Source organism: Variovorax gossypii, from assembly GCF_003965815.1.
Taxonomy (GTDB): domain Bacteria; phylum Pseudomonadota; class Gammaproteobacteria; order Burkholderiales; family Burkholderiaceae_C; genus Variovorax; species Variovorax gossypii.
Window position 1 is genome coordinate 88,256 of sequence record NZ_RXOE01000009.1, and the last position, 13,281, is coordinate 101,536.

General features: G+C 70.3%; 14 protein-coding genes. 12 read left to right on the plus strand and 2 right to left on the minus strand.

Annotated elements, in window-relative coordinates:
• The first annotated feature begins 15 nt into the window (after positions 1 to 15).
• The 6 genes from EJP69_RS25615 (at position 16) to EJP69_RS25640 (ending at position 4,796) form a co-directional block, all read left to right on the plus strand.
• Positions 16 to 444, plus strand: coding sequence for a hypothetical protein (locus tag EJP69_RS25615; protein WP_093199523.1), 429 nt, complete (start codon positions 16 to 18; stop codon positions 442 to 444).
• 191 nt (positions 445 to 635) lie between these two features.
• Positions 636 to 2,036, plus strand: coding sequence for a TolC family protein (locus EJP69_RS25620; protein WP_420824235.1), 1,401 nt, complete (start codon positions 636 to 638; stop codon positions 2,034 to 2,036).
• 1 nt (position 2,037) lies between these two features.
• On the plus strand, positions 2,038 to 3,426 hold the full coding sequence (locus EJP69_RS25625) for a multicopper oxidase family protein (RefSeq protein ID WP_126473081.1): 1,389 nt from the start codon (positions 2,038 to 2,040) through the stop codon (positions 3,424 to 3,426).
• 39 nt (positions 3,427 to 3,465) lie between these two features.
• Positions 3,466 to 3,984 carry a cupredoxin domain-containing protein gene (locus EJP69_RS25630; protein ID WP_093199516.1) on the plus strand — a complete coding sequence of 173 codons (519 nt, stop codon included), beginning with the start codon at positions 3,466 to 3,468 and terminating at the stop codon, positions 3,982 to 3,984.
• 26 nt (positions 3,985 to 4,010) lie between these two features.
• On the plus strand, positions 4,011 to 4,451 hold the full coding sequence (locus EJP69_RS25635) for a DUF411 domain-containing protein (protein ID WP_126473227.1): 441 nt from the start codon (positions 4,011 to 4,013) through the stop codon (positions 4,449 to 4,451).
• A 54-nt stretch (positions 4,452 to 4,505) separates the two neighbouring features.
• The gene (locus EJP69_RS25640; RefSeq protein ID WP_126473083.1) at positions 4,506 to 4,796 is read left to right on the plus strand and encodes a copper-binding protein; all 291 of its coding nucleotides are present in this window, start codon (positions 4,506 to 4,508) and stop codon (positions 4,794 to 4,796) included.
• Here EJP69_RS25640 and EJP69_RS25645 read toward each other — a convergent pair.
• On the minus strand, positions 4,765 to 5,676 hold the full coding sequence (locus tag EJP69_RS25645; RefSeq protein WP_126473084.1) for an isocitrate lyase/PEP mutase family protein: 912 nt from the start codon (positions 5,674 to 5,676) through the stop codon (positions 4,765 to 4,767). The genes EJP69_RS25640 and EJP69_RS25645 overlap by 32 nt on opposite strands.
• A gap of 110 nt (positions 5,677 to 5,786) precedes the next feature.
• On the opposite strand from EJP69_RS25645, the gene EJP69_RS25650 reads away from it, so the two are divergent.
• Complete coding sequence (locus tag EJP69_RS25650; RefSeq protein ID WP_126473086.1) at positions 5,787 to 6,683, plus strand: LysR family transcriptional regulator; 897 nt, start codon at positions 5,787 to 5,789, stop codon at positions 6,681 to 6,683.
• Between the two features lie 7 nt (positions 6,684 to 6,690).
• Here EJP69_RS25650 and EJP69_RS25655 read toward each other — a convergent pair whose 3' ends face one another.
• Positions 6,691 to 8,001 carry an NAD(P)/FAD-dependent oxidoreductase gene (locus EJP69_RS25655; protein WP_126473088.1) on the minus strand — a complete coding sequence of 437 codons (1,311 nt, stop codon included), beginning with the start codon at positions 7,999 to 8,001 and terminating at the stop codon, positions 6,691 to 6,693.
• Between the two features lie 40 nt (positions 8,002 to 8,041).
• On the opposite strand from EJP69_RS25655, the gene EJP69_RS25660 reads away from it, so the two are divergent.
• Genes EJP69_RS25660 through EJP69_RS25680 form a run of 5 tightly spaced genes read left to right on the plus strand, consistent with a single transcriptional unit; the run spans position 8,042 to position 13,196 of the window.
• Positions 8,042 to 9,070 (plus strand): P1 family peptidase, encoded by a 1,029-nt coding sequence (locus EJP69_RS25660; RefSeq protein WP_126473090.1) that lies wholly within the window; start codon positions 8,042 to 8,044, stop codon positions 9,068 to 9,070.
• A 17-nt stretch (positions 9,071 to 9,087) separates the two neighbouring features.
• Complete coding sequence (locus EJP69_RS25665; RefSeq protein ID WP_093199500.1) at positions 9,088 to 10,485, plus strand: TAXI family TRAP transporter solute-binding subunit; 1,398 nt, start codon at positions 9,088 to 9,090, stop codon at positions 10,483 to 10,485.
• The gene (gene pabB, locus EJP69_RS25670; RefSeq protein ID WP_126473091.1) at positions 10,475 to 12,268 is read left to right on the plus strand and encodes an aminodeoxychorismate synthase component I; all 1,794 of its coding nucleotides are present in this window, start codon (positions 10,475 to 10,477) and stop codon (positions 12,266 to 12,268) included. Before EJP69_RS25665 ends, pabB begins: the two co-directional genes overlap by 11 nt.
• A 57-nt stretch (positions 12,269 to 12,325) precedes the next feature.
• Positions 12,326 to 12,814 (plus strand): MerR family transcriptional regulator, encoded by a 489-nt coding sequence (locus EJP69_RS25675; RefSeq protein WP_126473093.1) that lies wholly within the window; start codon positions 12,326 to 12,328, stop codon positions 12,812 to 12,814.
• Positions 12,741 to 13,196 (plus strand): carboxymuconolactone decarboxylase family protein, encoded by a 456-nt coding sequence (locus EJP69_RS25680; RefSeq protein WP_126473095.1) that lies wholly within the window; start codon positions 12,741 to 12,743, stop codon positions 13,194 to 13,196. Before EJP69_RS25675 ends, EJP69_RS25680 begins: the two co-directional genes overlap by 74 nt.
• Positions 13,197 to 13,281: the final 85 nt, after the last annotated feature.

Genomic DNA, 13,281 nt, shown 5'->3' on the forward strand with positions numbered 1-13,281 from the left:
TTATCATCCCGCCCCATGCGCACCCTGCTGCTCGCCATCATGATCGTCCTGCTGCCCGTTCGCGGCTGGCTCGGCGATGCCATGGCGGTCGAGATGGTGCGGCATTCGCTGCCGGCGGCGATGGCGATGGCTTCGCAGGAAGCTGCGCCCATGGCGACCGCGGCGGCCGAAGCCCATTGCCACGAGGCGATGGATGCCGGCGGCAGCGACATGAGCATGGACATGTCCTCCCATGGCAGCAGCCATGACGGCAGCAGCTCCGATCACTCCGATCACCAGGGCTGCGGCACCTGCACCGCATGCCAGGTCTGCCACACGGTGGCGCTGGGCGGCCTGCCCCTTGCCGACACCGTGAATGACGTCCCCCGCATGCAGCCCACGGCGCATGCCGCGCGCTTCGTCAGCGCCGAGCCCGTTTCGGGCCTGAAGCCACCCATTTCCTGATCTCCCTGCCCGTAGTCCGTCCGCAGTGAGCCCGTTCCGGCCCGCCGCGTCCGCCGTATTGCTCATGGAGATCGAACGTGAATTCCCCTGTCCGCCGGCAGCCTGCCGGCCTCCTTCGCTATCGGAAGCGTAGCGAACCGGATTCGCCTGCAGTTCGCAGGCCCCCGCTTTCATTCATCAGGTCCGGCGCCGTGCTGGCCGCCGCGCTGGTGCTCGCCGGCTGTGCGAGCCTCTCGCCGGACGGCGGCAGCGCCGACGTGCAGGCGCTGGTCGGCAACAACCCGCTGATGGCCGGCGCCACGGCGCAGCGCACGCCCGACGAAGCCTCGCAGAAGAGCGTCGACGCGCTGCTCGCCAGGCCGCTCGACGTCGAGGCCGCGGTGCGCATCGCGCTCATCAACGGCCCGCGCGTGCAGGACGCCTTCGCCACCCTGCAGCTGAGCGACGCCGACCGCGTGCAGGCCGCGAGCCTGCCGAACCCGGTGCTCTCCTTCAGCCGCCTGGCGCAGGGCAGCGAGCGCGAGTTCGAGCGGATGCTCAGCTTCAACGTGCTGGGCCTCGTCACGCTGCCCTGGCAGGCCCGATGGGCCGGCCAGCGGCACGAGGCGGCCAAGCTGCAGGCCGCGCAGAGCGTTCTGGTGCTGGCGGCCGACACCCGCCGCGCCTGGGTGCGCGCGGTGGCGGCGCAGCAAAGCGTGGCATACCTGCGCGACGCGAAGGAAGCCGCCGAAGCCGGCGCCGAACTCGCGCACCGCATGGCCCAGGTCGGCAACTGGAGCGCGCTGCAGCGCACGCGCGAGCAGCTGCTGCTGGCCGATGCCGCCGCGCAGCTGGCACGCGCAGAGCAAGCGGCCGTGGCTTCGCGCGAGCAGCTCACGCGGCTGATGGGCCTGAGCGGCGAGCGCGCCGCCAGCTACACGCTGCCCGATCGCCTGCCGGCGCTGCCGAAGGCACCGCCCGAGCTCGGCGACGTACAGGCGCTGGCGCTGCGCGACCGGCTCGACGTGCGTTCGGCGCAGGCGCAGAACGCCGCCGTGGCCGGCTCGCTCGGCCTCACGCACGCCACCAGCGTGATCAACGCGATGGAACTCGGCGTGGTGCGCAACACCACCTTCGACAACGACGCCGACCGCACGAAGAAGACCAAGCGCGGCTTCGAGCTGGAGCTGCCCATCCCGATCTTCGACTGGGGCCAGTCGCGCAACGGCCGTGCCGAGGCGCAGTACCTGCAGTCGGCGGCCCGCGTGCGCGACGTGGGCGTGCTCGCCGCGAGCGAGGCGCGCGAGGCATGGCAGGGCTGGAACACGGCCTATGCGCTGGCCCGCCGCTACCGCGACGATGTGCTGCCGCTGCGCAAGAAGGTCAACGAGGAGATGGTCCTTCGCTACAACGGCATGCTCGCCAGCGTCTGGGAACTGCTCGGCGAAACGCGCGCCAGCATGCTCGCGGTGAACGCGGGCATCGAGGCGCAGCGCGATTTCTGGCTGGCGGACACCGATCTGCAGCTGGTGCTCACGGGCAGCTCGCCCGGTGCAATGACGGCGCCGCAGACCGCGGCGGCCGGCGATGCCCCCGCAACGGGAGGCCATTGAAATGAACCGTCGAAACTTCTTCGCGGGCGCGGCCACGGCCGTCGCCGCCACCACCGTCAGCCGCGTGTCGATGGCAGCGCTGCCCGAACCCGTCTCCCAGGGCTCCACCGCCACCGCGCCGCCGCTGGTGCCGCCGAACGGCCGGCCCTACAACCCCGTCGTCACGCTCAACGGCTGGACGCTGCCCTGGCGCATGAACGCCGGCGTCAAGGAATTCCACCTCGTCGCCGAGCCCGTGGTGCGCGAGATGGCACCGGGCTTCAAGGTCAACATGTGGGGCTACAACGGCCAGTCGCCCGGCCCGACCATCGAGGTGGTCGAGGGCGACCGCGTGCGCATCTTCGTGACCAACAGGCTGCCCGAGCACACCACCGTGCACTGGCACGGCCAGCGCCTGCCCAACGGCATGGACGGCGTGGGCGGCATCACGCAGCCGCACATACCGCCGGGCAAGACCTTCGTCTACGAGTTCACCGCGCGCCGCCCCGGCACCTTCATGTACCACCCGCACGCCGACGAGATGGTGCAGATGGCGATGGGAATGATGGGCTTCTGGGTCACGCACCCGAAGGCCGAGCACCCGCTGATCGGGAAGGTCGACCGCGACTTCTGCTTCCTCCTCGGCAGCTTCGACGTGGAGCCCGGCAGCGCCACGCCCAAGGTCAACACCATGACCGACTTCAACATCTGGAGCTTCAACAGCCGCGTGTTCCCGGGCATCGACACGCTCAACGTGCGCAAGGGAGACCGCGTGCGCATCCGCGCGGGCAACCTCACGATGACCAACCACCCCATTCACATCCACGGCCACGAGTTCGAGGTGACGGGCACCGACGGCGGCCCCGTGCCGCGCACTGCGCGCTGGCCCGAGGTGTCGGTGGACGTGGCGGTGGGCCAGATGCGGCAGATGGAGTTCATCGCCGACGAGGAAGGCGACTGGGCGCTGCACTGCCACAAGTCGCACCACACCATGGGGCCGATGGGCCACGACGTGCCGACCATGATCGGCGTCGACCACAAGGGCGTGGCCGAGAAGATCCGCAAGCTCGTGCCCGACTACATGGTGATGGGCGACAAGGGCATGGCCGACATGGGCGAGATGGAGATGCCCATTCCCGACAACACCGTGCCGATGATGACCGGCACCGGCCCCTTCGGCTCGGCCGAGATGGGCGGCATGTTCACGCTGCTGAAGGTGCGGCGCGACCAGAAGCCGGGCGACTACCGCGATCCGGGCTGGTTCAGGCATCCGGCGGGCACGGTCGCGCGCGAAGTGCCGAACGCGAACGTGCCGCCGGCAACCCGCAAGGAAACGCCTGCGTCGCCGAAGGGCGGCAGGCCCGACGCGACCGTGCGCAAGCCCTCGGGGCACGACGCGCACAACCACTGACCCCCTCTCCTCTCCTCCTTTCTTTACGGAGCCCACCTCATGAAGAAGACACACCTCAAGTCCATCGCCGCCGGCCTCATGCTCGCGGCACTCGCCAGCGCCTCGTTCGCGCACGAGGCCCACGATAAACCCAAGCCGAAAGGCGCGGCCGAACTCGCCCCGGAGCAGAAGCCCTGGGGCATCGCGGGCAAGGCCGCCGCGGTGAAGCGCACCATCGACATCGCGATGGCCGACGACATGACCTTCACGCCCTCGGTCATCGAGGTGCGCGAAGGCGACACCATCCGCTTGCGGCTGAAGAACCGCGGAAAGGAGCTGCACGAACTCGTGCTCGGCACCACCGCCGAGATCGAGGCCCACGCAGCCATGATGAAGAAGTTTCCCGACATGGAGCACGACGACCCGTGGATGGTCCACGTGCCCGCCGGCAAGACCGGCAGCATGGTCTGGACCTTCAATCGCGCCGGCGACTTCGACTTCGCCTGCCTCGTGAAGGATCACTACGAGCTCGGCATGGCCGGCCGCGTGCGCGTGCTGCCCGCCGCCGGCAAGTCCTGAAGGAGAACGCCGTGCGCAGAAGAAAGATGCTGCTGGCGCTGGCCTCCACCGCCTTGCCCTTCGCCACGACGACCGCACTGGCCGCCGCGCCGATGGTCGAGATCTGGAAGGACCCGAACTGCGGCTGCTGCCAGGATTGGGTGAAGCACCTGAACAAGAACGGCTTCGCCACTCGCGTGCACGACGAAGGCAACACGGACGCGCGCAACCGGCTGGGCATTCCCGCGAAGCTGGGCTCGTGCCACACGGGCCTGGTCGGCGGCTATGCCATCGAAGGCCACGTGCCCGCGCGCGAAGTGCAGCGGCTGCTCAAGGAAAAGCCCAAGGCCGTCGGCCTCGCGGTGCCCGGCATGCCGGTCGGCTCGCCGGGCATGGACGGCCCCGCCTACGGCGACCAGCGCGATCCCTACGACGTGCTGCTGGTACTGGCCGACGGCAGCACGCGCGTCTACCAGAGCTATCGCTGAAACCACCCCTCATTCCCTCATTCCCTCATCCCCTCATCCCCCAAGGAACCCATCATGAAGAAACTGCTCACCGCCCTCTCCGCCGCCCTGCTCGCCGCTGCCGCCTTCGCGCAAGCCGCCCTGCCCTCCGTCGAGGGCGAAGTCCGCAAGGTCGACACCGACGCGAAGAAGATCACGCTGAAGCACGGCGACATTCCCAACCTCGAGATGACGGGCATGACGATGGTCTTCCGCGTGAGCGACTCCGCTCTGCTCACGAAGGTGAAGCCCGGCGACAAGGTGCAGTTCACGGCCGACAAGGTCGACGGCGCGCTCACGGTGCTGTCGATCGCGCCGTCGAACTGAGGCCTGCGTTCGTTCTCGTCCTCAATGCCGCTTCGAACAGCGCATTGAGCTCGCGCTGCGGGATCTGGCTGCGCGCGTAGGACACCGTTCCGAGCGCGTGCAGCTCCTGCGCGCTGCGCCTGACCAGCGCCATCACCGAGCGCGCGATCGAGCCGCCCACGCTGATCCGCGCGACCCCGGCCTCGATCAACTCGAAAGCGCCGGCCGTCGCGTCGTTCAGCCCCACCACGATGTTGAGGGGGCCCGCGATTTCGCGCGCCAGCGTGCGCACGAGAGCCGGGTCGGTCACGCCCGGCACGAACACGCAGTCCGCGCCCGCCTCGATGAAACGGTTGGCACGCCGGATCGCGATGCCCAGCGCGTCGTCGCCGGGGAACCGGAACTGGAACGCGTCGGTGCGCGCGTTCAGCACGAAGCCGCCGCCCGCGGCATCGATCGCGCCGCGGGCCGCCGCAATGCGATCGACTGCCGGCTTCTCGTCGAACAGCCGCCCGCGCGCGGCATCGGTGTCCTCGATGTTGCCGCCCGCCGCGCCCGCGTCGATGGCCATGCGGATGGTGTCGGCGACGTCCGCGGGCTCGTCGCCGTAGCCAGCCTCCAGGTCGGCATTCACGGGAATGTCCACCGCCGCGGCGATCTTCCTCACCACCTCGAGCATTTCCTCACGGTCGACCGAGAGGCGGGCGTCCCTCACGTTGTAGTCGGGCCGTCCCAGCGAGAAGGCGATGCCCGCGCTGGTGGTGCCTATGGCCTTGAAGCCCTCCGATGCGAGCAGGACCGCGCTGCCCGGGTCCCAGGCGTTGGGCATGACGAAGCCGCCGCCCGTCCTGTGCAGTTCGAGAAGGGCGCGGCCGCGCGCCGCACGTGTCTTCTGGTCCATTCCGGCTCCGTCGTGGTCGATGAAAGGCCTCGATGGTGGATTTCGGGTCGGAGTGCGTCAAACGCATAATATTTCTCCAACCCATCTATTTCTTGCATGGATAGCCTCGCATGGATTCAGAAGCACTCGCCACATTCCTGATGGTCCACCGGCAAGGAGGCGTCTCCGCCGCCGCGACCGCGCTGTCGCGCACGCAGTCGGCCATCAGCCGCCGCCTCGCGCTGCTCGAGGAAGAACTCGGCGCCGTGCTGTTCGAACGCGTGGGCCGCGGGCTCCGGCTGAGCCAGGCGGGAGAGGCTCTGCTGCCGCATGCCGAGAAGGTGGCCGCGGCGCTGGGCGATGCGGTCGCCGCCGTGCAGGCCGCGAAGTCGGACGCGGCGGGCACCGTGCACATCGCGGCCGTCGGCACGCTCGCGAGCTCGGGACTGGCTGCGGTGCTCGCGAGGCTGCGCACGTCGCTTCCGGGCCTCGACATCCGGCTGCAGACGGCCACCAGCGCGGAGGTCAGCGAGAAGGTGCGCGCCAGCGACATTGCGGTGGGCTTGCGCTACTACGAAGACCCGTCGCCCGACCTCCTGTGCAAGGTCGTCCACCACGAGCAACTGGTGGTGGCATGCGCGCCCTCTCATCCGCTCGCGGGCAAGCGGTTGAAGTCGCTGGTGCGGCTCTCGAAGGAGCGGTGGCTGGCCTTTCCCCAGCCGCCCCGGCGCACAGAGCCTCATGCGGAGGCGATCTTTTCGCAGTTCCTGGTGCGGGGCGTGGAACAGGTCGACTGGAGCGCCGTCGACAGCCTCACGGCGCAGAAGCGGCTGGTCGAGGCCGGCTTCGGCCTGGCGTTCCTGCAGCAAAGCGGCATCGCCGAGGAAGTCGCGCGGGGAAGCCTCGCGCTGATCCACGTCGCGGACCTGGACGTGCGCGTTCCGGTGGCGTGCGTGGTGCGCCGCTCGGCGTTTCTCAGCCGCGCAACGCACGCGCTGCTTGCCGAGCTGGAGCGCGGCGAGTTCTAGCGGAGAGCTAGAAGCGAGCCGGGTCGAAGGGCTTCAGCGGAATCTCCGGCGCAATGCCCGCGAGCAGCTGCGCCGCCAGCCGCCCGGTGCGCGCCGAGCCGCACAGGCCGACGTGCCCGTGACCGAAGGCCAGCACGACGTCGGCGCTGGCCGCCGCCGGGCCGATGCAGGGCAGCCCGTCGGGCAGGCTCGGGCGGTGTCCGAGCCAGTGCTTCACCGTCGAAGGCGGGCCCGGCGCGGGCCGAGCCAGCGAGGGAAACATCGATCGAAGGTGCGTGTGCAGGATCTCCGCGCGGCGCCAGTCGGGCGCTGCCTCGAGCCCGGCGATCTCCACCTGCCCGGCCGCGCGCAGGCCGCCGTCCATCCAGTGGGCGATGAGCTTGCCGTCGGCCACCATCGTCGGCGTGCGCGGTCCGGCGGCGGCGTCTTCGACGACCACGTGATAGCCGCGCTCCGACTCCAGCGGCACCGCGGAGCCGGCCGCCGCGGCCAGCGGGCCCGAGCGCGCGCCGGCACAAATGGCGGCGCCGTCGCAGGCGATCTCGCCGGCTTCGGTGAGCACCGCGCGCAGCCGGCCGCTTTCGATGCGGAAACCCGTCGCGCGGGTCGCGATGCGTTCGGCGCCCGCCTCGAGCGCATGCCGCGCGAGGGCCGCCACGTAGCTGCCCGGGTCGCGGCAATGGCCGGCCTCGGGCACGAAGATGCCGAAGGTGTAGCGCGCATGCAGGTCGGGTTCGCGGCGGCGCAGTTCGTCCTGCGGCCATTCCTCCCACTGCACCCCGGTCCGCCGGCGCACGCGCCAGCCGAGCGCGTCGCCGTCGAACTCGGCGCGGGACAGGTAGGCGTGCAGCAGACCGCGCCGCTCGACGAGCTGCGGCACGCCGGCCTCGGCGGCCAGCCGCGCGTGCAGGACGGGCGCATCGGCCAGCAGCGTGCGCAGGGCGTCCGCAGTGCGCTGCACGTGCGCCTCGGTCCAGCCTGACGCCAGGTAGCGCAGCAGCCACGGCAAGGCGCGGGGCAGGTAGCGCCAGCGCAGGGCGAGCGGCCCGAGCGGGTCGGCCAGCCAGCCCGGCACCTTGAGCCACGCCCCTGGCAGCGCGGGCGGCACCACGGAATGCGACGACAGCCAGCCGGCATTGCCGTAGCTCGTCGCGTGCGGGCCGCCCGGCTCGCCGGGCTCCACCACCGTCACGCGCAGGCCCGCGCGCAATGCCTCGATGGCGGTGGCGCTGCCTACCGCGCCGGCACCGATCACGACCACGTGGCGCCTGTCGTCGGCGGCACCCGCGGCGGAAGAGAAACTTCTTGCAACCGTCATGCCGGGAATCGTAAGGGGTGCGGTCTCATAATCGGCCGCCATGTCAGCCCCGTCTTCTTCACTCTCACATTCCGTCGGTGCCATCACCGACGTCGCCGGCATCGAGGTCGGCCACTTCACCGAAACCCGCCGCCCCACCGGCTGCACCGTGATCATGGCGCGCGACGGCGCCGTGGCCGGCGTGGACGTGCGCGGCGCGGCGCCCGGCACGCGCGAGACCGACCTGCTCGCGCCCGGCAACTTCGTGCAGCAGGTGCACGCCGTGGTGCTCGCGGGCGGCAGCGCCTGGGGCTTGGCCGCCGCCGAGGGCGCGATGCGCTGGATGGAGGAACGCAAGATCGGCATGGACGTGCGCTTCGGCACCCTGCCCATCGTGCCGGCCGCCGTGCTGTTCGACCTGCCAATGGGCGACGCGCGCATCCGCCCCGATGCCGCGGCCGGCTATGCCGCCTGCGAGGCCGCCGGCACCGCCGCGCCCGCCGAGGGCAACGTGGGCGCCGGCACCGGCGCGCTGGTGGGCAAGCTCTTCGGCGTGCAACGTGCGATGAAGGGCGGCATCGGTACCGCCTCGGTCAAGGTCGGTGGCATCACCGTAGGCGCGCTGATCGCGGTGAACTCGCTGGGCGACGTGATCGACCACAACACCGGCCAGCCCGTGGCCGGCGCGCGCACCGAGGACGGCAAGGCCCTGCTCGACACGCGCCGCGCTCTGCTGCGCGGCCTGAGCCCCAAGCCCCTGCTCGCGGGCACCAACACCACCATCGGCGTGATCGCCACCGACGCGGTACTGACCAAGGTGCAGGCCAACCGGCTCGCCAACGTGGCGCACGACGGCCTGGCGCGCGCCATCAACCCGGTGCACACCATGAGCGACGGCGACACGCTGTTCGCGCTGGCCACCGGCCGCGTGCCGCTGGAGGGCGATGCTCCCGGCATGACGGTGCTCAGCACCATGGCCGCCGAGGCCGTCGCCATCGCCACGCTACGCGCGGTGCACGCGGCGCGCACGGTGACGGTGGGCGACCTGCACATTCCCTGCGCGGCGGACCTGGGCTCGGCGCGCGGCTGAAAACAGGAGGGACCACCATGGCGTTCCCCAGAACCCTGAAGCTGATACTGCTGTCGATCCGCGACCTGATCGCTTCGGCAGGGCCGATCGTGTTCATCGTCATCGGGCTGCTGATCGCCGCCTACTGGTGGCTCCAGCCCCAGCCGCCCAAGCACGTGACGCTGGCCACCGGTCCCACGGGCAGCGCCTACGCGCAGTTCGGCAAGCGCTATGCCGAGGCGCTGCGGCACAACGGCATCGAGGTGGAGCTCAAGCCCACCTCGGGCTCGACCGAGAACCTGCAGCTGCTGCGCACCGGCGGCGCGGACGTGGGCTTCGTGCGCGGCGGCAGCGCCGACCCGGTGGCCGACGAGGAAGCCGGGCTCACCTCGCTGGGCAGCCTGTTCTACGAGCCGATCTGGCTCTTCTACCGCACCGAGTCGGCCCAGAAGATCGACCGAAAGACCGCCACGCTGACCTCGCTCGCCCAGCTGCGCGGCCTGCGCGTGAACGTCGACCTGCCGGGCAGCGGGCTGCCCGACATCATGGAGCGCATGCTCAAGGCCAACAGGCTCGGCCCGGACGACCTGCTGCTGTCGAACCTGGAGCAGGCCTCCGCCGCCGAGGCGCTGGAGGCCGGCATCCTCGACGCCATCGTGCTGTCTTCCGCGCCGCAGTCTCCGCAGGTGCAGCGGCTGCTGCGCTCCGGCGACGTGAAGCTCATGGACTTCGGGCAGGCCGACGCCTATTCGCGGCGCTTCCCGTTCCTCTCCCCGGTGACGCTGCCGCGCGGGATGATCGAGCTGTCGAAGGACATGCCGCCGCAGGACGTGTCGCTGCTCGCGGCCACCACCTCGCTGCTGTCGCGCGACGAGACGCACCCGGCCCTGCGCCAGCTGTTCGCGCAGGCGGCGCAGTCGGTGCACAGCAGCGCGGGCTGGTTCAACCGGACGCGCGACTTCCCCAACACCCGCACCAGCGAACTGCCGGTGAGCCCCGAGGGCGACCGCGCCATCAACGGCACGCCGCCGATCTGGCAGCGCTACCTGCCCTTCTGGGCCAGCAACCTCGTCGAACGCATGTGGCTGGTGCTGGGCGGCCTGCTGGTGCTGATGCTGCCGCTGAGCCGCGTGGTGCCGCCGCTGTACCAGTTCCGCGTGCGCCGGCGCGTGTTCCGCTGGTATGCGCGGCTGCGCGACATCGAGGCGAAGGTCGATACGGAAACGCTGGCGAAGGAGGACGAGCGGAAGTCGCTGCTCGAGGACCTCGACCAGCTCGACCGCGTGGTCAACAAGGTGGCTGTGCCGCTGTCGTACGCCGACGAGCTCTACGCGCTGCGCAACAACATCTACGCGGTGCGCAAGCGGGTGCTGGCCAAGGCGCCGCAGGCGGGCGTGGCCGGCGCGGCCACGGCAGCGGCGAACGATGCCGTCTGACAAGACCCGGCCCACGACCCCGCGCACGCTGATCGACTTCGCGCAGCCGCACGGCGACGCGCGCAGGTTGCGCCTGGGCTTCGGCGCACCGTCGCGCGTGCTGGTGGCGCGCACCGCGGCCGAGGTACGCCCCGTGCTCGACGCCGTCGAGGCGCTCGCCCGCGAGGGGCGATGGTGCGTGGGCTACCTGCGCTACGAGGCAGCCGCGGCATTCGACCGCGCGTTCGCGGTGCACGCGGTGCACGCGGTGCACGCGGCGGAGGGGCCGCTGGCCTGGTTCGGCGTGCACGACGAGGCCCTGCCCTGGCCTGAAGCACCGGGCGACGACGCCGCGCCTTCGATCGACTGGCAACCCGGCATCTCGCGCGCCGACTTCGACCGGCGCATGCAGGCCATCCACCGCGCCATCTCGGACGGCGAGCTCTACCAGCTCAACTACACCGCCGCGCTGCATGCCCGCTTCGATGGCGACGCGCAGGCCCTGTTCATGGCGCTGCGGCAGGCTCAGCCCGACGGCTACACCGCCTTCATCGACACCGGCGAGGAGCAGGTGCTGTCTGTGTCGCCCGAACTCTTCTTCGACTGGCAGGGCGACCGCATCCTGACCCGCCCCATGAAGGGCACGGCACCGCGCGGCGCCACGCCCGCAGAGGACGAGGCGCTCGCGCAGCGGCTTCGTACGGTGCCGAAGGAGCGGGCCGAGAACGTGATGATCGTGGACCTGATCCGCAACGACCTCTCGCGCGTGGCGCGGCCTTTCTCGGTGCGCGTGCCGCGCCTGTTCCATACCGAGGCGCTGCCGACCGTGTGGCAGATGACCTCCGACGTAGAAGCGCTCGTACGCGAAGGCACCACGCTGGCGGACGTGTTCGGGGCGCTGTTCCCTTGCGGCTCGATCACCGGCGCACCCAAGGTCAGCGCGATGCGCATGATCCGCGAGCTTGAGCACGAGGCGCGCGGCGTGTACTGCGGCGCCGTGGGCGTCGTGCGGCCCGGAGGCCATGCCACCTTCAACGTGCCGATCCGCACCGTGACGCTGCGAAACGGCGAGGCGCGCTGCGGCATCGGCAGCGGCATCACGGCCGATGCGCGGGCCGATGCGGAGTGGGAGGAATGGCATCACAAGCGAGCCTTCCTGGATCGGGCAGGCCAAGCCTCGACGCCATCGTTCGACCTGCTCGAAACGCTCGCGCTGGCGGACGGCGAACTGCGCGACGCGCCCGCGCATCTGGCGCGCATGGCGGCCGCGGCAGCGCACTTCGGCCGCCCGTGGAACGAGGAGACGGTCGCCCACTGTCTCGATGGACTGAAGGCGCGTCATGCCGCGGGCATGTGGCGCGTGCGCCTGCTGCTCGATGCGCAGGGCACGCCGCGTGCCGAGGCCTTCACGATGGAAGCGCCGTCGGCGCGCGTGCGCCTGCAACTCGCAGAGCGGCCATTCGACGAAGCCCACGGCGACTTCACCCGATTCAAGACCACCCGCCGCGCCCACTACGAAGCCTTCGCGCCCACCGCCCCGGGCGTGTTCGACACCCTGCTGTGGAACCGCGACCGCGAAATCACCGAATGCACGCGCGGCAACATCGCCCTGCTGCTCGACGGCCGCTGGGTCACGCCGCCCTTGCACTGCGGCTTGCTGAACGGCATCGGCCGCGCCAACCGCGTGCACAGCGGCCAGCTTGCCGAAGCGGTCGTTCGGGTAGACGATCTGCCCCGGGTGCGGGCCCTGGCCTTCGTGAACAGCCTGCGCGGCTGGCTGGATGCCGACCTGGACGGCTTTTAAAAATAGTTCGGCAAGGCGCTTGACTTAGAGCGCGCTCTAATTTCGAGAATCAACGCCATGGAAACCAGTCTGACCATTGCGGAAGTCGCGGAACGAACCGGCCTCACGGTCTACACGCTGCGCTACTACGAACGCATCGGGCTGATCGCCGCGGTGTCCCGTGCACCCGGCGGTCAGCGGCGCTATGCGAGCGCCGACATGGACCTGCTGGATTTCCTGTTGCGCCTGCGCGAAACCGGCATGTCCATCCAGGGCATGCAGGCCTTCGTCAGGCTTCGAAGCCAGGGGGACGCCAGCGTCGGCGAACGGCGCGAGATGCTCGAACGGCACCTCGCCGAAGTTCAGGCCAAGGTGGCGGCGCTGCAGCAATCCATGCAGGCGCTGTCGTTCAAGATCGACCACTACAGCGAGATCGAGAAAACGCAGAAGCGTCCTCCCAAGTCGGGCAAGGCCCGGGAAGGAAAGACGAGCGATGACGAACAAACAACAAGACCAGGGCCAAAGCGACAACCAGCGCTACGCGCGTGGCCTGGCCAGGCTTCATGAGATCGACGGCGAAGGCGGCGTCAAGGTGGTCGAGAGCCTGGCCGGCATCGCGCCGGACTTCGGTCGCCTGGTGATCGAGTTTCCGTTCGGCGACATCTACTCGCGCCCCGGCCTCGACCTGCGCTCCCGCGAGATCGCGACGGTGGCCGCGCTCACCGCCATGGGCAATGCCGCGCCGCAGCTGAAGGTGCACATCCAGGCCGCGCTGAACGTCGGCGTGACGCGCGACGAAGTGGTCGAGATCATGATGCAGATGGCGGTGTACGCGGGCTTCCCCGCGGCGCTCAACGGCATCTTCGCCGCACGTGAGGTTTTCGCGGCGGACGATGAAAAAAGCGCGCGGCCCCTTGCGGAACCACGCGCTCTTGTCGAAGCAATCTGAACCCATTCCAGGAACACCGCGGAACCGGCTTTGCCGGGCCGCAGGTGTTGCCCCCGGTAGGGGGTTGGCGTAGCGACACGAAGTG